The organism is Nostoc sp. (assembly GCF_054880495.1).
Genome location: NZ_JBTYKD010000145.1, coordinates 1 through 23,187, shown reverse-complemented (window position 1 = coordinate 23,187; position 23,187 = coordinate 1). Strand labels below are relative to the sequence as shown.

General features: G+C 41.8%; 13 protein-coding genes. 9 read left to right on the top strand and 4 right to left on the bottom strand.

All coding sequences use genetic code 11. The features are described 5' to 3' along the window. The 7 genes from ACYTXL_RS14980 to ACYTXL_RS14950 all read left to right on the top strand — a co-directional run. Positions 1–1,356 (top strand): non-ribosomal peptide synthetase (locus ACYTXL_RS14980; protein WP_461925421.1); only part of this gene is annotated, 1,356 nt, incomplete at its 5' end. Positions 1,357–1,368: 12 nt separating this feature from the next. After that, positions 1,369–6,222: an aminotransferase class III-fold pyridoxal phosphate-dependent enzyme gene (locus tag ACYTXL_RS14975; RefSeq protein WP_461925420.1), complete on the top strand. Its 4,854-nt coding sequence runs from the start codon at positions 1,369–1,371 to the stop codon at positions 6,220–6,222. Positions 6,223–6,406: 184 nt separating this feature from the next. Then, positions 6,407–11,698 carry a beta-ketoacyl synthase N-terminal-like domain-containing protein gene (locus tag ACYTXL_RS14970; protein WP_461925419.1) on the top strand — a complete coding sequence of 1,764 codons (5,292 nt, stop codon included), beginning with the start codon at positions 6,407–6,409 and terminating at the stop codon, positions 11,696–11,698. 219 nt (positions 11,699–11,917) lie between these two features. Further along, positions 11,918–12,799, top strand: a complete 882-nt coding sequence (locus ACYTXL_RS14965; RefSeq protein ID WP_461925418.1) for a TauD/TfdA family dioxygenase — start codon at positions 11,918–11,920, stop codon at positions 12,797–12,799. An 82-nt stretch (positions 12,800–12,881) separates the two neighbouring features. Continuing rightward, positions 12,882–13,796 carry a cupin-like domain-containing protein gene (locus ACYTXL_RS14960; protein ID WP_461925417.1) on the top strand — a complete coding sequence of 305 codons (915 nt, stop codon included), beginning with the start codon at positions 12,882–12,884 and terminating at the stop codon, positions 13,794–13,796. A gap of 30 nt (positions 13,797–13,826) precedes the next feature. Next, entirely contained in the window at positions 13,827–14,591 is a 765-nt protein-coding gene (locus tag ACYTXL_RS14955; RefSeq protein ID WP_461925416.1) for a class I SAM-dependent DNA methyltransferase, read from the top strand. Positions 14,592–14,704: 113 nt separating this feature from the next. Continuing rightward, positions 14,705–16,195 carry an aspartate aminotransferase family protein gene (locus tag ACYTXL_RS14950; RefSeq protein ID WP_461925415.1) on the top strand — a complete coding sequence of 497 codons (1,491 nt, stop codon included), beginning with the start codon at positions 14,705–14,707 and terminating at the stop codon, positions 16,193–16,195. A gap of 591 nt (positions 16,196–16,786) precedes the next feature. On the opposite strand, the gene ACYTXL_RS14945 is transcribed toward ACYTXL_RS14950, so the two are convergent. Together ACYTXL_RS14945 and ACYTXL_RS14940 are read right to left on the bottom strand one after the other, a co-directional pair. After that, positions 16,787–18,892, bottom strand: coding sequence for an acylase (locus ACYTXL_RS14945; RefSeq protein ID WP_461925422.1), 2,106 nt, complete (start codon positions 18,890–18,892; stop codon positions 16,787–16,789). 359 nt (positions 18,893–19,251) lie between these two features. Next, positions 19,252–19,536: a hypothetical protein gene (locus ACYTXL_RS14940; RefSeq protein WP_461925414.1), complete on the bottom strand. Its 285-nt coding sequence runs from the start codon at positions 19,534–19,536 to the stop codon at positions 19,252–19,254. Positions 19,537–19,862: 326 nt separating this feature from the next. On the opposite strand from ACYTXL_RS14940, the gene ACYTXL_RS14935 reads away from it, so the two are divergent. Further along, positions 19,863–20,447: a DUF1003 domain-containing protein gene (locus tag ACYTXL_RS14935; RefSeq protein ID WP_461925413.1), complete on the top strand. Its 585-nt coding sequence runs from the start codon at positions 19,863–19,865 to the stop codon at positions 20,445–20,447. Next, positions 20,447–20,599, top strand: a complete 153-nt coding sequence (locus ACYTXL_RS14930) for a hypothetical protein (protein WP_461925412.1) — start codon at positions 20,447–20,449, stop codon at positions 20,597–20,599. The genes ACYTXL_RS14935 and ACYTXL_RS14930 overlap by 1 nt, the downstream gene beginning before the upstream one ends. 163 nt (positions 20,600–20,762) lie before the next feature. On the opposite strand, the gene ACYTXL_RS14925 is transcribed toward ACYTXL_RS14930, so the two are convergent. Both ACYTXL_RS14925 and ACYTXL_RS14920 read right to left on the bottom strand, forming a co-directional pair. Next, positions 20,763–22,595 carry a hypothetical protein gene (locus ACYTXL_RS14925; protein WP_461925411.1) on the bottom strand — a complete coding sequence of 611 codons (1,833 nt, stop codon included), beginning with the start codon at positions 22,593–22,595 and terminating at the stop codon, positions 20,763–20,765. A 107-nt stretch (positions 22,596–22,702) separates the two neighbouring features. Continuing rightward, positions 22,703–22,969 carry an O-antigen ligase family protein gene (locus ACYTXL_RS14920; protein WP_461925410.1) on the bottom strand — a complete coding sequence of 89 codons (267 nt, stop codon included), beginning with the start codon at positions 22,967–22,969 and terminating at the stop codon, positions 22,703–22,705. Between the last annotated feature and the right edge of the window lie 218 nt (positions 22,970–23,187).

The window sequence follows — 23,187 nt, the reverse complement described above, 5'->3', positions numbered from 1 at the left end:
TTAGTAAACTCTACAACTGCGCGGATTACTTACTATCAAGAACCTGTTAGCAGCTTCTTATTACTTTCTTCCTTTGCTTTTGATAGTTCTGTGGCAGGTCTTTTTTGGACTCTTTGTTCTGGAGGAATTCTTTGTCTTCCCCAAGAAGGGTTGCAACTGGACATCCCAAAACTATTACAGTTAATCGTCGAAAATCATGTTTCCCATTTATTAAGCCTTCCATCTTTGTATACTATTTTATTGGAGGAGGCAAAACCCGAACAATTAGCATCACTTTGTACCGTCATTGTTGCTGGTGAATCTTGTCCAGTAGAGTTAGTACAACGTCATCACCAATTGCCATCAAAACCCTCTTTATTTAATGAGTATGGCCCAACAGAAGGCACAGTTTGGAGCAGTGTATATCATTGTCAATCTCAACAAACCAAAGGGCAAGTATCGATTGGTCAACCCATTGCTAATACGCAGATTTATCTACTTGACTCTCATTTGCAACCTGTTCCTGTTGGCGTTATCGGCGAAGTTTATATCAGTGGTGATGGTTTAGCTAGAGGCTATCTCAACCAAGCCGCCTTAACTAGCGAAAAGTTTATTCCTAACCCATTTAGCGATCGCCCAGGAATGCGCCTTTACAAGACAGGAGATTTAGCTCGTTATCTAGGCGATCGCAACATTGAATTTCTGGGAAGGCTTGACCAGCAAGTTAAAATCCGGGGTTATCGTATTGAACTGGGAGAGATTGAGGCGGTACTGGGTCAACATCCAGAGGTGCAGGAGGTTGTAGTTATAGCCCAAAAGGACAAACTTGAGGATATACGCCTCGTGGCATATTTGGTTCCCAACCAGCAGGTAAATCTTCTCATTAGCGAACTTCGCCGTTATTTGTTGGATCATTTACCTGAATATATGGTACCGTCAGCCTTGGTTCTGCTCAAGGAAATGCCACTGTTGCCCAACGGCAAGGTAGATCGTCAGGTGCTACCCGATCAGCCACAGCTGAATCTGGAAGAAAACCTTGTGGCTCCTGAGACTGAACTTGAGCAAATTATTGCTACAATTTGGCAAGAAGTACTTCATCTTGATAAAGTAGGTATACATCACAATTTCTTCGATCTCGGTGGTCATTCATTGCTGATGGTTCAGATACACAGCAAACTGTATCAAACTCTTAACAAAGATATAGCAATTGTTGAAATGTTTCAATATCCAACTATCAGCGCCTTAGCGAAACATTTAAGTCAACAATTAGCAGAGAAACCTGATTTGCAACCAAGCCCTGATTTAGTTAAGACTCGTAGAGAATCTAAAAAGCAACAAAGACAACTCCGACAAAAACATCAAGAAGAAAGCCAGTAGGAGGAGGCTCTGATGAATCAATCAAATGCATTTGAAAGCCTCGATGAAATAGCGATCGTTGGGATGACTGGTCGTTTTCCTAGAGCCAAAAATATCGAACAGTTTTGGCAGAATCTCCGAGACGGTGTCGAGTCAATTTCTTTTTTCAGTGATGAAGAATTGTTATCTTCTGGCATTGACCCAGCAATGCTGAGTCAACCTCAGTATGTAAAAGCAGGATCTGTATTAGAAGATATTGAGTTATTTGATGCTTCCTTCTTTGATTTTTCTGCGAAAGAAGCCCAAATCACTGACCCACAACACCGTTTATTCCTGGAGTGTGCTTGGGAAGCTCTTGAAGGCGCTGGCTACGATTCTGAAATATATGCAGGTCGGATTGGTGTTTACGCTGGTGTCAGTCTAAACACGTACTTTTTATCTAAAGTTTATACACAACCTAAAATTATAGAATCAGTCGGCAGTTACCGAATTTCGATTGGAAATAGTCCAGATTTTCTGCCTACATATATCTCATATAAATTAAACCTCAAGGGGCCAAGCATTAACGTCCAAACCGCCTGCTCGACTTCATTAGTTGCCGTTCATTTAGCTTGCCAAAGCTTACTAAATGGCGAAAGTGACATCGCTTTGGCAGGTGGTGTTTCGATCCAAGTGCCACACAAAACTGGTTATCGCTATCAGCAAGGGGGAATTATGTCTCCCGATGGACACTGCCGTGCTTTTGATGCCAAAGCCCAAGGAACTATTAGCGGCAACGGCGTGGGTATTGTAGTTTTAAAGCGGTTAGAAGATGCTTTAGTAGATGGAGATTGTATTCATGCTGTAATTAAAGGTTCAGCTATTAACAATGATGGGTCTTTGAAAGTTGGTTTTACGGCTCCTAGTGTAGATGGGCAAGCAAAAGTAATTGCCGAAGCACTTGCAATGGCTAGGGTTGAATCGGAGACGATTAACTATGTAGAGACTCATGGCACCGGTACAGTTTTAGGCGATCCGATTGAAATCGCTGCACTGACACAAGCTTTTCGCCCCACAGACAAAAAGAACTTTTGTGCAATCGCTTCAGTAAAAACTAATATCGGACACCTAGATGCTGCGGCTGGTGTTGCTAGTTTAATCAAGACTGTTCTCGCACTCAAACACCAGCAGATACCACCTAGCTTGCACTTTCAGCAGCCCAATCCCCAGATTGATTTTGCTCACAGCCCCTTTTATGTTAACCACAAGCTTTCAGAATGGAAGTCAAACGGTACTCCTCGCCGTGCGGGGGTTAGTTCCTTTGGAATTGGCGGTACCAATGCTCATATAATTCTTGAAGAAGCTCCTGTTGTTGAAACTTCTGGTTCTTCTCGTCCTTGGCAGTTATTGCTGCTCTCTGCTAAGACAAGTTCTGCACTAGAAACTGCAACGGAAAACTTAGTAAAGTACTTAAAGCAACATCCCGAACTTAACTTGGCCGATATTGCTTACACCCTGAAACTAGGTCGAAGGGGTTTTAGCGATCGCCGGATGTTGGTTTGTCAAAACCTTAACGATGCAGTCACAGTCTTAGAAACGCCTGTTTCGGAACAGGTTTTCACCAAATTCACCGAACCATCTGGGCAACAGATTGCATTTATGTTCCCCGGACAGGGTGCCCAATATGTAGACATGGGTAGAGAATTATACGAGACTGAGACAATTTTCCGCAAACAGGTTGATTACTGTTGTGAATTTCTCAAATCTTATCTGAAGTTAGACCTACGAACATTATTGTATCCGGATCAGCAAACGGAAGCGGCAACACAGCAACTACAACAAACTCATATTACCCAAAGCGCAGTATTTGTAGTTGAGTACGCCTTGGCTCAGTTGTGGATGGCTTGGGGTATACATCCTTCTGCAATGATTGGTCACAGCATTGGAGAATATGTCGCAGCCTGCATTGCTGGTGTGTTCTCCTTAGAAGACGCATTAGTACTCGTAGCCAACCGAGGACAACTGATGCAGCAACTTCCATCGGGAACAATGATGGCTGTTTCACTATCAGAGCAAAAAATCCAACCCATTCTAGGCGAAAAACTCTCTCTAGCTGCAATCAATGCCCCAGATATGTGTGTAGTTTCTGGATTGGAACAAGCGGTTGATGATTTACAAAAACGATTGACTGATCAAGGTGTAGACTGTCGTCGTCTGCATACTTCCCATGCTTTTCATTCCCAAATGATGGACTCGATTCTGTTACCATTCCAGGAACAGGTTCGCAAAATTAGCCTTAATTCTCCAAAAATTCCCTTTGTGTCTAATGTCACTGGCACTTGGATAACCCCAGCACAAGCAACAGACCCGAAATACTGGGTACAACATTTACGCCAAACAGTGCGTTTTAGCGAGGGAATTGCCGAATTGCTGCAACAGTCAAAGCGAATTCTTTTAGAGGTTGGTCCAGGACGAACATTAAGTACCTTAGCTAACAAGCAAAAAGCAGCCCAGCAGGTAGTTCTTTCTTCACTAAGACATCCACAGCAGCAACAATCAGATGTGGCGTTTTTACTAAATACATTGGGTAGACTCTGGCTGGAGGGAATAAATGTGGATTGGTCAGAATTTTATGCTCATGAAGAACGTCATCGTATTCCCTTGCCAACATATCCTTTTGAGCGAAAAAGATACTGGATTGAGCCTATTTTAGTTAATGATGAGAATCCATCGCCTAAAAAGGAAATTCCTGTTTCTCAACAGCCACCATTATCAATCAAAGCTCCAGATACGCAAATAGTCAACCAAAAAGAGGAGAAACCTATAGCAAATACAGCCATTGAACAGATCATTTCACAGCATCTTCAGGTTATGTCTAAACTGTTAGACTTATTACCACAGGGAAGTTTACCCAGCGAAGTTTTGCCTTCATTGGCAGCTATCCATCAAAATGGGCAAATTGCTCAAACCTCAACCAATGGCTCTGCGTTTAGTGTAAATCAGTCTACATTTACTAAGGCAAACTCTGAGCAACAAATCAAAGACCGGAAATTTGCTTCCCAACAAATCGAAAAAGAATCGATGATGTTGAGTCCCCGCCAACAGAAACATCTGGATGCTTTAATTGCACGTTTTGTCAAGCGTACCCAAAAATCTAAAAGACTCACCCAAACTTATCGTTCTTGCCATGCCAATAGCAGGGCAGTATCAGGGTTCTTTCCGTTTATTAAGGAGATGATATATCCAATTCATGCAGAGCGTGGCGAGGGTGCTAGACTCTGGGATGTCGATGGCAACGAATATGTAGACATTTCAATGGGGTTTGGTACGCTTTTATTTGGTCATTCGCCATCTTTTGCGATCGCAGCCATCCAAGAGCAGAGCAAGCAAGGTATACTAAACGGTCCACAATCGCGTCTTGCAGGTCAGCTAGCTGAGTTAATTTGCGAGTTGACGGGTGCGGAACGGACAGCTTTTTGTAACGATGGCACAGAAGCAGTGATGGGGGCTGTACGCATAGCACGTTCTGTGACAGGACGCTCAAAAATTGCTTTATTTGCTGGTTCTTATCACGGCGGTTCTGACGGAGTTTTGGTCAAAGGAGTAAGAACCAACGACGGAACGCTGCGTTCTGTCCCGATGACTTCAGGTATTCCATCATACTTGGCTGAGGATGTGATGGTGTTAGAGTATGGTACTTCCGAATCTCTCAGCATTCTTAAAGAGCATGCTCATAATTTAGCAGCGATTTTAGTTGAGCCGATACAAAGCAGTCGGCCAGATTTTCAGCCTAAAGAATTTCTATTTCAACTCAGACAATTAACTCAACAAACTGGAACTGTTTTAATTTTCGATGAGGTAGTTACTGGCTTTCGGATGCACCCAGGTGGCATTCAGGCTTTATGGGGTATTCAAGCAGATATCACAACTTATGGTAAAGCTGTTGCTGCTGGCATCCCTATTGGGGTAGTGGCTGGCAAAGCCGCTTTCATGGATGCATTGGACGGAGGTATGTGGAACTATGGAGATGAGTCTTACCCCCAGGTCAAAACAACTTTTTTCGCTGGTACTTTTTTCAAGCATCCTCTGGTCATAGCTGTCGCCTGGGCTGCACTCAATCACATCAAAAACAGTGGTTCCAAACTTCAGGAGGAGTTAAATGAACGGACAACACAATTAGCCGAGACTCTTAATAGTTACTTTCAACAAAAGCAAGTACCAATTCGAGTTGTTAATTTTGGCTCACTCTTCCGTTTTAATTGCCAGACTCAACTTAGTAATTTACTTTTCTATCACTTGCTTGCCAAAGGAATTTATGTCTGGGAAGGACGCACTCTATATCTATCTACCGCTCATACTGATGAAGACGTTGAACAGGTGATTTGGGCGGTCAAGGAAAGCGTAGTTGAAATGCAAGCAGGAGGATTTTTTCCATCGGAACAGATTTCAACAAATGGCGGACAGATGATCACCAATCAAACTTTGACTGGCTCATCCTTAAACTTAGCTACTGAATCTCTGCCGGTTACTTCAAATGCAAAGTCTGCTAATGAGTTGTTTGAAACCCTGGTTGAGCAAATACCTGATGCTTTGGGAAATACTTATGCTGCTTCCCGTAAAAAGGTTGAGAAAACTATTGCTGACACTTGGCAAGAACTCTTTGGTTTTGACAACGTGAACATTGACGACAACTTCTTTGAGTTGGGCGGTGATTCTCTCACAGCCCTTCAGGCTATTTCTTTGTTAAACAAAAAATTAGACGTTGACATTCCTATAGAGAGTATTTACGAAGCACCAACTATAAACTCTCTTGCAAATATTCTCTGCCCAGAACAGAATGAAACACTTTCTGCTAAACAAAGTATTTCTCGTGGTCAAAGACGAAGAGAAAAAAGAAGTGAACGATAATACTATAGCAGTCCTAAATCATTTGTTAAAATCTCTATTTCTTATCTCTCCGCGTTCTCTGCGTCTCTGTGGTACCCTGCGGGAAGCCGCTACGCGTCTACGATTAAAAAACTATTTTTCACAACTCCTGCAACGATTGCTATATATAGCTACAACTAATTATTAATTAACAAAAATGTAAATTATGATGAACAAATTAGAAAAACTTAATGACGTAGATGAGGCAGATGTAGCTGTTATCGGTCTATCTGGGCGGTTTCCTAAAGCACAGAATATTGAACAGTTTTGGCAGAATCTACGAGACGGAGTAGAATCAACTTCATTTTTTTCTGCTCAGGAATTAGAGTCTGCGGGTATAGACTCTGCAACCCTCAGTGATCCCAACTATGTAAAAGCAGCAGTTCCACTAGAACATATAGATTTGTTTGATGCGTCATTCTTCGGCTATAACCCTAGAGACGCTGAAATTATAGACCCCCAACACCGCATTTTTTTGGAGTGTGCGTATAGTGCGCTTGAAAATGCTGGCTATAACCCTCAAACCTACTCTGGTTCAATAGGGGTTTACGCTGGTTCAACTATAAGTAATTATTTATTCAATCTTTATTCAAACCCCAATATTAGAGAATTAGCGAGCGATGTGGAAATTAGTCTGGGAAATCATCCCGATTATCTTCCCATGCGCGTCTCTTTCAAATTAAATCTAACTGGGCCAAGTTATGCAATTCAAACTTCCTGTTCCACTTCTTTAGTTTCTGTCCACATTGCCTGCCAAAGCTTGCTCAATTACGAATGTGATATGGCCTTGGCGGGTGGGATTTCGATATTGGATATGCAACCAAAAAGTGGCTATCTCTATCAAGAAAATGGGGTTTTGTCTCCTGACGGACACTGCCGCGCCTTTGATGCTAAGGCAAAGGGAACTATTTTCGGTAGCGGTGTCGGAATTGTGGTTCTCAAGAGGTTAAAAGATGCTCTTGCTGATGGCGATCGCATTCATGCAATAATTAAAGGCTCTGCTGTCAATAATGACGGTTCTTTGAAAGCTGGATTCACAGCTCCGAGCGTAGAAGGTCAAACGGAGGTGATTGCAGAAGCGATCGCTGCTGCTGGGGTAGAAGCTGATACGATCACTTACATAGAAGCACACGGGACAGGAACACCACTAGGCGATCCTATAGAAATTAAAGCTTTGACAAAAGCTTTTCGTAGCAGTACACTCAAGCGTGGTTTCTGTGCGATCGGTTCAGTGAAAACCAATGTTGGACATCTGGATGCGGCTGCCGGGATCGCAGGCTTAATTAAGACGATTCTGGCTCTCAAACACAAACAAATACCACCCAGCTTACATTGTGAGCAGCCCAATCCGCAGATCGACTTTGCTAATAGTCCCTTTTATGTTAATACCACACTGACGGAATGGAAATCGGACATAATTCCTCGTCGGGCTGGAATTACTTCTCTTGGCTTTGGTGGAACTAACGCCCATGTCATTCTTGAAGAAGCCCCTCCTATCGAAGCGTCTAACGTTGGGCGAACCCATAAGTTGTTCATACTGTCTGCAAAAACCAGTTCTGCTTTAGAAAGCGCCACAGTAAATCTAACCAATCATCTTAAACAGCATCCCGATTTGAATCTGGCTGATGTGGCTTACACTCTCCAAGTTGGTCGTCAAACTTTCAACCATCGCCGGATACTGGTGTGTGATGATATTGATGATGTAGTTGAGGCACTGCATACTCTGGAAAATCAACGAGTTTTCACCCACTACCAACAGCCCTGTAATCGACCCACTATATTTATGTTTCCTGGACAGGGAGCGCAGTATGTAAATATGGGTCGGGAGTTGTACCACAGCGAACCCCAATTTACTCAGGAAGTCGATCGCTGCTGCCTGATTCTAAAACCTCACTTGGGGCTAGATTTACGAGATATTCTCTATCCCAGCGAAGCACAAATTGAAACAGCTACAAAGCAATTAAAACAAACTTCTATTACCGAAAGTGCGCTATTTGTCATTGAGTACGCCCTGTCCAAATTGTGGATGGCTTGGGGCGTGCTAGCAGAAGCGATGATTGGTAACAGCATTGGGGAATATGTGGCAGCAACTCTTTCCGGGGTTTTCTCCCTCAAAGATGCTTTGGCGCTAGTAGCTGCTAGAGGACGACTGATGCAGCAACTACTGGAGAAAGACGTCAGCTGTCGAAACCTGCATACATCTCATGCCTTTCATTCTCAGATGATGGATGCCATCATTGAGCCATTTACCAAGTTATTACAAAAAGTTAAGCGAAATCCCCCCCAAATTCCATTTATCTCTAACGTAAGTGGCACTTGGATTACCACAGCAGAAGCAACAGACCCTGACTATTGGGTAAGGCATCTACGGCAAACTGTGCGCTTTGACGAAGGGATGACTGAATTGCTGAAACAACCAGAGCGAATTTTGCTAGAGGTTGGGCCAGGACAGACATTGAGTACCTTCGCCAAACAGCATGATAATTTGGAACCTGTGATGCTGACTTCAATCTGCCATCCCCAGGAGCAACAGTCAGATGTAGCATTTTTACTCAATACTTTGGGTCGCCTCTGGCTTTTCGGAGTTCAAGTAGACTGGTCTGGCTTTTATGCGAATGAACAGCGTTATCGCATCCCCCTACCAACATATCCATTTGAGCGTCAGCGTTACTGGATTTCGCCACAACCCCGCGATGTCTGCGCAAAAGTGTCATTGAGTAAAAAGCCCGATATCGCTGACTGGTTCTATCTACCTTTTTGGAAGCAATCTGCACCTCCAGGGCTGCTTGGTAAAGAAGACTTGGCAGAGCAAAACTCTTGCACGCTTGTGTTTATCGATGAGTGCGGCTTGGGTTCTCAAATGATAAAACGACTTGAACAGCAGGGACAAGATGCGATCGCAATCCAAATCGGCTCCAAATTCTCCAAACTAAGCGAATGTCCTACGGACAGGCTTTGCGATCGCCTATATACCCTCAATCCTCGACAAAGCAATGATTACGATGCCTTGCTCAATGAACTCATAGCACAAAACAAGATCCCCAAAACAATTATTCATTTATGGAGTGTCACACCAGACTACCGGGCAGAATCAGAACTTGAGTGGTTTGACAGCGCTCAATATTTGGGATTCTACAGCCTGCTGTTTCTCACCCAGGCACTTGGAAAACAGAATTGGACTGATCAGTTTCAAATCACAGTTATCTCCAACAATATACAGTCAGTAACAGCAGAAGAAATGTTGTGTCCAGAGAAAGCGACAGTACTTGGACCTGTTAAAGTCATTCCTCAAGAATACTCAAACATCAGTTGTCGTAGCATTGATGTTGCCCTTCCAAAACCAGGAAGTTGGCAAGAGAAGAAACTTGTAGATTATTTGCTGGACGAGCTACAAACTTTGGACTCGGAGTTAGTTATAGCCTACCGTGGTCTGAATCGTTGGGTGCAAACTTTTGAGCCAGTGCGATTGTCAGAAGCTAAGGGAAAAACATCAAGATTACGCAACGGCGGAGTCTACTTAATTACTGAGGGTCTGGGAAATATTGGACTGATACTAGCGGAGTCTCTAGCCCAGACAGTACAGGCAAAACTCGTGTTGATTGGACAGAAAAATCTTCCCCAAAAACATGAGTGGTTTGGGTGGCTGGAAACTCATGATGATCGAGATGAGGCGAGCCGCAAAATCAGGAAACTACAAGCCTTAGAGGACTTAGGAGCCGAGGTTTTAGTTTTGAGTGCAGATGTAACTAACTTTGAACAGATGGAAAGAGCGATCGCCTTTGTCACGGAGCATTTTGGCGACATACATGGTGTTATTTACGCAGCAGAGATTGTGGGCGACAACTCACTAAAATCTGTTCAAGAAATTTCTCAAACGGATTGTCAGTGTCACTTTCAATCAAAAGTTGATGGACTATTCGTACTAGAAAAAGTTTTGCAAGGGAAAGAGCTTGATTTTTATCTATTGATATCTTCTTTATCATCCATTTTGGGAGGGTTAAGATCCGTCGCTTATTCAGCCGCGAACATTTTTATGGATATTTTTGCCCACAAACAAAATCAAACAAATCCCGTTCCCTGGATTAGCGTTAATTGCAATCGCTGGCAACTTGGAGAAGAAAAAAACACAGCTAGTAAAACAACATTACCTGAATTATTTATCACAACAGAAGAAGGTATAAAAGCTTTTCAACGTATTTTAACAAGTGAGAAGATAACTCAAGTTGTTGTCTCAACAGGAGATTTACAAGCTAGGTTCGACCAATGGCTAAAGCTAGAATCTTTAGGCGATGTTGAGCAGACCTCTTTTGCTGGAGACATAAAAGAGAAATTAGCTTCAACAAGTCTTGCCAGAATACTCCATCCCCGCCCCAATCTAGGAAATGATTATGTAGTTCCTCGCACTCATATTCAACAAACCCTTGCTCATATCTGGCAAGAAATTCTTTGTATTGAAAGCTTAGGTATAAACGACGACTTTTTTGAGCTTGGGGGACACTCGCTTTTAGCTGTACACTTAATAGCAAAAATTAACAAACAGTTTGGTAAAAATATTCAATTATCTGCCATTTTCCAGAGTCCAACTATCAAACAGTTAGCAAATATTCTGCAAGAGCAGGCTAATTACCAAACCTCGTCCCCCTTAGTCCCAATTCAACCTCAGGGTTCCAAGCCACCTCTGTTTTTTGTGCATCCAGTCGGTGGGAATATTCTCTGCTACTACGAATTGTCACTTCATTTGGGTTCAGATCAACCATTCTACGGGCTGCAAGCACTAGGTTTGAATGGGGAATCGCAGCCCTATACCCGAATAGAAGATATGGCAGCTAAGTATATTGAAGCACTACGCCAGATTCAGCCCAATGGCCCATATTTTCTGGGAGGTTGGTCTATGGGCGGTATTGTCGCTTTTGAAATGGCAACTCAGTTACTAAGACATGGTGATCAAGTTGCCATGCTTGCCATGCTAGACAGCCCAGCACCAGTTAACAGCGAGCAAATTGCAAAGATTGATGACTACAACGATGTCAAAATATTAGTCGATTTTGCCATAGATATGGCACAGTCTGCTGGCAAAAACCTATCTGGTTCGGTTGAGCAACTTCAGGGACTGACGCTGGACGAGCAATTAAACTATTTTTTAAAGCAAGCAAGGATAGTTAACCTCGTGCCTTGGGATTTTGAACTAGAACAGCTTCGTTGTCTTCTGAAGGTTTTTAAAAGTAATGTACTCGCTCTACAAAGCTATACACCACAAGTTTATCCAAACCAAATTATCTACTTTCATGCTAGCGATGAAGTATCTAATGAATTTTCTAATCCAACTTTAATTTGGGGTGGACTTTCAGGCAAGCCAATAGAGATTATTACTATCCCTAGCAATCATTACACAATCATTAGCAAGCCTCATATCCAGATTGTTCTAGAGCGTTTGAATATTTTTATGAATCAGATTTAAAACAAATAGAATGAATTGTAAAAAAAAATAAATGCCATTTGACTCGGAAATAATAAATGTTGAATTATAATAAAATGGGTTTTAAGCAGAATAATTTACTGTTGATTATTTATTAAAAACATCAAGTATTTGATTGTTACAGTATGTGAAATATGTTTTAGTTTGGAAGCAATATATTTATTAGCAAGGTTAATATAAATACCCTAAAAAATCGGAGAAATGAATGATATGATCAGTAAAATTGAGCCACTAGGCACTAGCACAGGAAAGATAGTATATAGTAGTCATTGCCAAAATATTCTTGACCTCTCCATAGTAGAGACTATGGAAATATTCAAGTCATCTGGAGTTATTCTATTTCGAGGTTTTGGGGTAACTCCTAAGCACATGAAAGATTTTTCCGAAAAATTTAGTGGCAGACACATCATAGACTTTACAAAAGTCAGCATTGATTCTGACAAGTTTGTTAATTTTGTAGATGGCGGGATGGATAGTCTTATTCCTCATAGCGAAAATTCTTGTTTTCCCTTTCGACCTGATGTTATTTGGTTTTGCTGTACTGTACCAGCTGAACAAGAAGGCGAAACTTTATTCTGGGATGGTGTCCGAGTGTGGGAGGAACTGAGTCAAGAGTCAAAACAGTTATTTCTTTCCAAACGACTAAAGTTTTCTTATAATAATGTTCCGCTTGATAGATTGAAGGAATTTATAGGTTCCAATGCTAATACAATAGATGATATCAAGCGAATATTGGACAGTCTTGATGGTGTGAGTTATCAGTTTAACGATGATAAAACTGTTTCTGTAGAATATACTTGCTCATCTGTGGTAAAAAATAAATATAATCATCAAAATGCATTTGCTAATCACTTTTGGGTATATCAAAAAAAGACAGAAGAGGCAATTTTTGAGGATGGTTCAAGAGCTTCTGATGAAGTCGCTGACGAAATTGAGACAATCTTCGACAAGTTAACGGAAAAGATACCGTGGGAAGCAGGTGATTTGGTGATGATGGATAATTCCAGATTTCTACACGGTCGGGGAGCATTTAACGATAACCGACGGCGAGTTTTTACTACTCTAAGTAACCTTAAGTTTTGATAAACTGTTTCACATTTAACTTGCATATTCACGCGAGTAGACCGTCATTATTCATTAATTATTAAGCAAGGAGAAATCTTTTATGTCCTCGTCTTCGGCAACTAGCTATTCCACATCTCAGCGGTACAATAACAAATCTAAGTTGATATGGACGCCAATTGATTCTGTTGAACGTCGTAGTAACCTCTCCTATGAAGAGTTTGTTCGAGAGTATGCATCTGTTGGAAAGCCTGTAATCATCACTGATGCGATGAAAAACTGGAAAGCCTTAACGAAGTGGAATATGGATTTCTTCAAGTCAGAGTACGGCTCATTCGAGGCTTTTGTATTAGATTATAAGACTGAAACTAAGATGTGGGGTCGAACTTACATTTCAATGAATATTGCTGATTATATAGATGTCATAACTAGTGGTACTTGTGACAAATTGCTCTACCTATCGGAATTCCATGTTGGCGATCATCCCGAACTTTGGGAAGATTGCAAAGATCCAATATATTTCAACGATTGGTATAGGAAAATACCATTAGACATCTTTAAAAAATATATCAACGATACCTATGACATCCAGATAGGTCAGAAAAATACATCGGTAGGTCTTCATTGCGATCACCGTCATGATAATGCATGGGTTGCAGTGATTTCTGGGCAGAAGCAAGTTGTATTGTTGTCACCAGACCAAGAAAAATATTTGTACGAAGGTCAAGTTGACTGCTTTAATCCAGACTTACAAAAGTTTCCACTCTACGCCAACGCCAAACCAGTGGAATGCATACTAAATAAGGGAGAAATGCTCTACATACCGCCAGATTGGTGGCATCATCTAAAAAACCTCGAAAACACAATCGGCTTGGCTATCAACACGATGAATGAATGGAGTTATGAATTAATTCGTCAAGGTTTTTTAAAGCGGAATCCAATAAAAGGTCATCTTTTTCCGCTAATTGTGAAATTTCCGTTTCTAGGTAAAGCTTTATTGGCTGTTGGTTTGGTCTAACACTAAACGTAAAGCAAGGAGAAATCTTTTATGTCTTCGTCTTCAGCAACTAACTATAACAAATTTGATGAACCATTTGCCCGAATATATAACGAGACTTTGGGGCCAAGTTACAATCAAATAGCCTTGCCAACCTTGGAAAAATTACTATTACCTTACATTCCTGAGAAAGCGAATATCCTTGACCTCTGTTGTGGTACAGGGGAACTGTCACAATGGCTGCTAAATAAAGGTTATCAGGTGACTGGAATTGATCGCTCTCAGAGAATGTTGGAATATGCTCATAAGAATGCACCTAATTGTAAATTGATTTTTAGCGATGTGCGCTTCTTTGAATTGCCGCCTACTTTCCATGCAGTTTCTTCAATGGGTTTGGGTTTCAATCACATTCTGAGTTTGACAGAATTAACAGCTACTTTCCACAATGTATACAATGCACTTGATAGCAACGGTATATTTGTATTTGACTTACGTCTAGAAGATGCATATAATTACACCCTGAACAATCGTGTATTAGGCGATATTAAGGATGACTATGCTTGGGCTATGAGAAACATTTATTATCCAGAAAGTAAAGAATGTCGAGTTTTTGTAACGACATTTCAATTAAGAGAAATAGATTGCTGGAAACGCCTAGACACTAGTTTTTCACTGATGAGTTATTCAAAGGATGAAGTTCAGTCATCTCTAGAAAATATCGGCTTTATAGAAGTTATTATCTATGATGTAAAACTTGATCTAGGATTAGTGAAAGAAGCTGATATGGTCTGCTTTGTTTGTCGGAAGCCAAGTTAAATATTCAGCATAAACTTGACTGAATTCATGAATAATTACTGTCTATTTTGACAGAGTAGGACGCTTTATATTGTGAATAGTTATTTTTGCTATGCAATTCAAAAAATAGAACCATGAAAACCAAACAATCTAATTCACAAGAGAATCTCCCGCAGATTGATTTGATAGAATCTCCCAAAAAGATATCAACAGAAGGTCTGAATTACCGTCAACAAAAACATTTAGAAACTTTAATTGCACGCTACACGGAGCGGACAAAAACATCAAAACAACTGATGCAAGCCTATCGTCCGGTTTTAGCTGATCCAAGAGGTTTAGAAGGATTTTACCCTCTGATAAAAGAGATGGTTTATCCCGTTATTGGTAAGCACGCTTTGGGTTCTAGAGTTTGGGATATCGATGGCAATGAATACATAGACATAGTAATGGGGTTTGGGGTGAATCTCTTTGGTCACAACCCCCCATTTATTAAGGAAGCTCTGGAACAGCGACTTGAACAAGGCATACACTTCGGGCCACAATCAGATATTGCTGGTGAGGTTGCTGAGTTAGTCAGTGAACTAACGGGGATGGAGCGAGTGACTTTTAGTAATACAGGCACAGAAGCTGTAATGACAGCAATACGCTTGGCACGAGCAGCAACAGGTCGCTATAAGATTGTTCGGTTTTCAGACTCTTATCATGGGCATTCTGATGGGACTCTAGTTAAGGCAGAGATAGCAGACGGCTCACGTTCAGTACCAGGTTATCCAGGAGTACCGCCAAATGTTGCTCTTGATGTTTTAGTTCTAGACTATGTGAATCCTCGATCACTTGAAATCATCAAAGCGCATGAGCAGGAATTAGCAGCTGTTATTGTTGAACCAGTACAGAGTAGCCGACCAGACTTACAACCTCAAGAGTTTCTCCAGCAACTGAGGCAATTAACAAAAAAATCAGGGATAGTTTTAATATTTGATGAAATAATTACTGGCTTCCGCGTTCATCTAGGTGGCGCTCAGGCTTGGTTTGGTATTGAAGCCGATATAGCTACCTATGGAAAAATCGTCGGGGGCGGTATGCCAATTGGTATCATTGCTGGTAAAGCTACCTACATGGATAGAATCGACGGTGGTATGTGGAACTATGGAGATCTATCTTATCCTCAGCCAGAGGCAGAAATGACATTTTTTTCTGGCACCTTCTGTAAGCATCCGTTAGCTATGGCTGCTGCACGAGCAGTACTGAAGCGTCTTAAGAGTGAAGGAACTGCCCTTCAGGAACAGTTGAATCAACGCACATCGCAGTTTGTTAAAACGCTGAATACTTACTTTGAAGCTGATGAAGTACCTATCAGACTTGCGAATTTTGGTTCAATATTTAACTCTGTTCGTTTTGGAAATTCAGCCTCATCGGTTAGTTCGGATGCTTTAGAGAAGATGAAGCTGATAAATCTATTACTATATCATCACCTTCTCGATAAAGGAGTTTACCTGCGATTGTCATTACATGCACTATCCACAGCCCATACAGATGAAGACCTTGATTTCATTATTCAGGCTATTAAGGATAGTGTAAGGGAACTGCGAGACGGAGGTTTTTTGCCTAGTAGTCTGTCCCATTAATTTTGATGGATAAGAGAACGAACCGCAAAGGACGCAAAGAGCGCGAAGTTAAGACTGTACGTTCGCTCATTTTTGAAGGGAGAGAGGAATTAATGCCTGACTGGGTAAGGAAAAAACCTAATTCAGGATCAGATCCTACTGACGCCATGTAATACTTGGGAAAAGCTTTGGGAGATTAACGGTGTATTACATGGTAAAAAGTAACCCAGGTTTTTCCGTGTAATACATGGAAGAAAATTGAATTTACTTGGAGGCTATTCCTCATAAATATGCCCATGGTGTAGTTCTATGTAATACATCTTAAAAGTCACCAATTTATTTAGGGTTAAACTTAATTCAGTTGCTGTTTCTTTAAGAAGATTTTTCAATGAATCAGTTAATTGTGTCAACATTCTTATACACCCAAAAAATTGAATCTAAGTTAAATTTACTACAAGTGGGGGAGGGAAGGAGCAGCCATTGACTGCTGTTTCCCTCCCCCCTAAAAATGATTATCATTCTATGTATTGTTGATTTTATTTTTTGGAAGTCCCTAATGGTTCGATAGCTTTTTTGTCGATTCCCTCAAGTGACGTACTTACGCTTACTGATTCAGAATACTTTACGTTCTTCTAGATGAGCAAGAATATCTAAGCGATCGCGCCACACAGTCCGCAACTTTTTGTTGGCGGACATCTGTAACTGGTCGCTAATGTGGGGCGATCCAGGTTGAGTTGCATTACCATAGCTGGTGAGTGCCATTGCCCGTACAGGGTTGGAAAATTCAATTGCAGCCACATAGGAATCACCTCCAACGGCTTTGAACTGACCGTTTCCTCCTGGGGCAAAATCTAGTACACGAAAAATTCCCAGGCTGCCATCCCCACCATTGGCAGATAAATCTACATCACCCAACCGTAGCCGAAAAACCTGGCCCCACGGTACATCAAGCGCCCCATAAGTCTTTTCTACCTGTGCTGCTACTGCTTGCAGAGTTGCAACTGCACTTTCAGGATTAGCTAAACCATCGGGTGTGGTGCGTGGAGAATTTTCATTCCAGGGTTTACTAAACATCTTATCTAAGTCCATGTGTTGTACCCAAAAGGCAAATAATACCGCCCCGCGACTATCTGCATTGGCTTGCCGATCCCAGGTTTCTAAGACATTAGCTGCTTGCTGACCTAAGTTCTCACCGTACTTGCGTGCAGCCGGAATTAAATCATCCAAAATCCGATCAGCTAGTTCCATACGGGTAGAGTACTTGTCTGCAACCATTTTATCGAAAGAGATTTTTTTATCTTCAGCCAACATCCTTACAGAACGTTGGGAGCGGAAATGCATGAAATGAGGTGCCATGTAAGGCGGGTAATTATCTGCTTTAATGGCGGGTGGAAATGTAGTTGTCCAAGGTGGGTCATTTGTATTTTGCAACCAGCCACTCTTCGGGTCAACTATGCGCGGTAAATCTTGGTAAGGATGAATTTTTGTCCACAAGGTTTTAGATGTATTTCCTGGGATGATGCCTTCCCAATATTTAAAGTCACCAAAGGAGCGCACCGGAACTTGACCGTTGAATAGGTGCATAATATGCCCTTCTCTATCCGCATACATCACCGTAAACATTGGCAATTGCAAGCGCTGGAGTGTCTTTTCAAACTGGGCAAGGTTTTTTGCTTGTGCCATATCCCACCACTGCTGGAGTACACCTGGTCGGTCAAGACCTGCAACTCTCAGCGCCAGGGTTTTACCATTTTTCTCGGCTACTATAGGCCCGTGGACAGAACTTTTCACTACTAATGGTTGCTCTTGCAAGGAGCCATCTTTCTGCTTCACCTTCAAGGAGAGGGTTTTGGAAACGAAGTTACGAACTTTGTCATCAAAGTGGTACCCATTACCTGCCAGTGTGAGTTCATAAACATCCCAACCATCATAGGTGTCAACGGTGTGAGTCCAACCTAAGTTGTTGTTAAATGCGATCGCTAATACGGGAATACCAACAAGTGTTGCCCCATAAGCATCAATTCCTGGTGCGGTGATTTGGGCTTCATACCACAAAAATAAATCTGACCAAGGTAGGTGTGGGTTTGCCAAGAGCATTGCCTTACCACTGGCAGAATGAGTTGGTGCGATCGCCCAACCATTAGATCCTGCTTGCAACTTTTGTTTGCTCAGGTCTAATACTTCCTCTGGATTGACTACAAAGGTGAAATTTAGTACCCGATGTAAGTGAGCCATCACATCTTCTGGCTTGACTGGTAGCACCACCTCAACTTGATCATCAATCAAGTTAGGATTTTGTTTTGCATAAGCATTAATCCCAGTTGCAAAAGCATCGAGATAACTACGAAAAGTTGGACTCTGTGCCTTGTACCAAGAACGAGCGCGTTCTGGTACTCCCGCAGTCTGTACCCAACGATCTGACTCCAGGTATTTGTCTCCCCAATATTCAGCGGCGCGTCCCCGTGCTTGACCATAGAGACGCAAAAGTAAATCTCCATGACTTTGCATTTGTGCCCAACCAAAGGCATAAAATGTACTCCGGTCATCTTTTCCGTAGATGTGCGGCACACCATAGGTATCCCATAATATCTCTGTGGATTTTGTTGGTACCGCTATCGTGCGGTTTCCTACAAACAAAACCAGTATCAAACTGAGTATTAAGGGTAAAACACGTATTGATTTTCTTTTGTAAACCCTAAGTAAACTATCAATCCTCATGAACACCACCATGTACAGATGTAACACCTGGTGACTAAAACTCCTATTAGGCATTGGTTATTCTCCTTGTCCCCTTGTCGCCCGATCCCCAGTCCCCTCTTGGCACGCGAGTGACTTTCACAAAGCAGATTTAAGTTGATCTAACAATACCACTTTGTTGAGAAAATATATCAAAGCTGCAAGAGTATCCTTTAGGGAATTCCAGAAAATAAAATATATACCCAATCAGAATGATAATCATTATGAGGGGAGGCAGGGGGAGAGAAAAAAGCTTAACTGAACTATATTGGGATATAGCAACCGCCAAGGCGGTTTAAGCATAAATTTGATTTGAATCATAAAATAAACTTATGAGCTTCTTAATGCTTTTGGATCAATACTTCCCGCCCATAAAAATAGACAGCATCTTCAACATCAAAGAAGCGTAACCCTTTGTAAGGACAAACTCCATTTTGGATGTGGATGAGAACATCTTCCCGTTCACCGGTGAGAAGAATTTCCCAGTTGGGGTTATACCAAATCGGCTGCTGGGGAACATCCTTGAGGTTTTGGGCAATATACTCAATTAATTTATCATTATCGACCAAACCATCAGATGTGACTCGACGCTGTTTACCCTGAATGGTTTCTGGCAGTCGCCGCACGCGAAAATCACCATATTCTTCTAAACGTTGCGCGATCGCTTCGGCATCGTTAGCAGGGGTAAAAAGATGTTTCGCTTTGCTTGTTGGAGTATCTTATTAACGGTTAATTGGTTAATATTATAAAGGTCTAATAGTATTAATTGTATCTGCAACAGCTTTCCTCTAAGAAAAACTGAATAATCACAAAATGCGGAAATTGGCGAGAGCTTGCTAATCCTATCGGAAGAAACGCAGGCAATGCTCTTAGCAGTAGTAGACATCGCCCTGCCACCCCCTGAACGCTTACTATTAACAGCGAGATAACTTTCATTATGGAGCAAGGCGGCATGAACGAAGAGGAATTTGAATACTTAGACTATGAACAGGATAACCCAGCACTGTCTAAAGTCATAGAAAGGAACATTCGTACTATTATCCGCCTTCGGCTTAAGGCTGCTAATAAGCGAAACTTGCAAGACCGAATTGCCGATGTTATTACCTCTTTTTCTGGGCATATAGTTTTTGTTTATGTTCATATTGTCTGGTTTGGTGCTTGGATTGTTTTGAACACTGGAAAAATTGGTGTGCATCCGTTCGATCCATTTCCCTACGGACTGTTGACAATGGTAGTATCTCTGGAAGCGATTTTTCTCTCAACATTTGTGTTAATTAGTCAGAACCGACTGAGTGAAGAAAGTGAGTATCGCGCCAACTTAAATTTACAAATTGGGCTACTGACTGAGCATGAAGTTACACGAGTACTACAAATGCTCGATGCGATTCAAGATAAAATGGGCATTGAAAATGATGAAGATAGTGAGCTTGCAGACTTAGAAATGGATACCAAGCCCGAAGATGTTCTGAGTGAAATTGAACGTCTTCAACAGATGGTGCTTAAAAAGAAAAAATTCAGAAATCGTAACCAAAGATAATGACTGCGATGATCGGTTCCATGCAAGACATGAAACTCTCACCTGAGATTTTGCAACATGAGGAAGCTGAACTTAAAAAGCTGCGAAGTCAGATGGATCAGGCAAACTCTGCACTCGACCAGAGCAAAGCCAAGACAGAATACGTTAGATAATCAGAAAGCTGCAACCTATAGAGCTTGGGCGAAAATGAGGCGATCGCTATTTACAATTACAGCTATTTTCAGGTAAATAGACCACGCGGTAGGGGCACAGCAATGCTGTGCCCCTACGACAGATGTGGTTCAAATACATGATTTCTGCTGTAAGCTGCTAGTTTTATCTGTCAAAGACGCTGAAATTTGAATACTGACCACCCGCTATTACTTCCAGCTTTCCACTCTTCCAAGCTTGATAAATTGGGGTTTTATTTAAACTAGAGGTATCAGCGCGGTAAACATCAAAATGAGTGCGCCAATCATGGAACCTTCCATTTCGCCAAACTTTGGGCAGTTCTTGCCCCTGGTGCTGCACCTTTAACTTTTTCTTAGAGGAAAAGTATTCAACAGTGTGGTCGCTTACCTTCAATCGAGAACTGACCAAAATTGATCGCTTAAATTCCTCCCAAGTACCGTAACTTTCCTTTTCTCCAACTTCTAAGGCAAAGCCGCTAATCCCTCCACCTACAGCAATTGCTGTTATTATTTGGTCATTAGGATAGCGATTTAGATTACTGTTAATTACACCGAATTGCAGGTTAATTGGAGCGTTAGCGGAGCTTAACGTAGTTATCGCTAACCAAGTCTTTTCAAGTCTCACAAACATTTTTTCTCTAATAATTTCAGTGTGTGCAGACTTGGGTAAGAAAAACTGGAACGGTGCAGGCTTGTCATTCAGCCAGATTACAAGATTCTGATACTGTGCCACAGCATCATTACCAGCAGACGAAGTTGATATTTTATTAGGGTCTTGTCCCGACGATGCAATAAAGTAGTCAACGCCCCGGTGTGAATTGTAAGCCATCAGTTTAAACCCGTTCCAATCCCCGCCGGAGCCTTGAGCGAGAGTTCCTAGCTGAAAACTATTACCAAAATACAGAGTTTCATAAAACTGTGGTCGATCATTTCCCCCAGGCTTCCAGTTTTCATAAGTCGGTTTTGAGTTGAGCAATTCCAGAGGTTTAGTAAATTGTTTTCGCGCCAGTAATACAGCTGCTACTGGTGGTCTGTAACTACTAGTAATAAGGTGGACTAAATCAGGATTTTGGTTAATATCCTTAACTGGTGAATCCCCAAAATATAACCCTAGCGCCTGGGCTGCACCGGAACACCACACACAGTTACCCTGGCTGTAGTCACGTTTGGATGGCCCCCCAAATCCACCGCGCCAATATTTCAATGCACCAGTAATGGTAAACCAGTCCAGGGCAGATTTAGCCGTCGCCTTCACCTCTGGATCTTTGGCAAAATCGTACAGGTTAACATAGGTAGTCAGCGCGTGACCGAGATAAGCTTCGCTGTCCCATTCACCTTGTCCAATTTGATAGAGCGATCGCACCTTCTCTTTAATTCTTGCTTTGTAGATTTGCCGTGTACGCTCGTTACCTGTCTCTTCAGCCATTAAATAGGCGCTAGTTTCCCGCATAGCACGAAGGTTATCTGTATTCCTGCAATCAATCCAGGTATCACAGTTATCGGTGGAGTTTTCCCAAAACTTGCGTGGTGTAGCGAAGTGGTGAGTTAATGGGTCATCTGCTGTAAATATCCTCATGGCCTCCCTCATCCTAGTTTTGTAGCTGGGGTTGAGGAACTGACCGAAACCAAAATACTTTCTAATCTGACCTTTAAGGGTGAAACCTGAGTAAAAATCAAAGCCCAAAATGTGACCATTCTTAGAGGAATCTGCATCATCAGCTTGGAGAAAAGCGATGGCTCCGCCCGCCGCAGGCATCGCCTGTTCTCTATTTCCTTTAAGAATATCAATCATCGCCCTTGGATATGAATTCTTCTCATACTCATACGCCGTACTTCCATATTTTCCAGATTCAAACTTACTTAAATATTCCTGCTTTCGCTCTTGAAACCCAGCTTCTAATTCGGGTGGCCACGCCTGGGCTGTGGCTACTAGCTGATAACTCATCACTAATAGAACTGCTACGAAAAATCTTTTCATAATCAAAAAAGCTTAAAGACCACCAGAATATGTGTGTATATTGGGCGGATTCGTACCATGTGAATGTAAAAACGAGGTAGGCGATGGCAACGAGAACACCGCAGGTCTTACCCTGATCCCTTCGCGGAGCGTCTCGTAGAGAAGGGCATCGCAACCGCTCCAATATCTTTATAAGGCGATTTCAACACGCACCACAGGCACAAAGCTATTAATCCCAAATACACAGCTAATCCTATGATTCCCACTGATAGGGGAGAATCTATAAAAAGATTATGCGCTTTAGTCGCTGTTATCGGCAAAGTTTTGATTTTGCCATCTGGAAGATGAGGATAAGCTATTTCAAAGCCATCAAAACCCCATCCAAAGGGACGCATTTTAATTCTGGTAATTGATATTTCCCAAAGATAATTTCTATTTGATGTAAATTTAGAAATTATTGAGTCACCACCAACATCTCTGGATTGAGAGATGTTGGTGGTGATTATTAGAATAGAAGCGATCGCTTATTCTACTCAGAAGGTGATGATATTGTCGAGACACTGTAATAGCGCATCCAGCACACTATTACAAACTGTCTATTATAAGTTCAAAA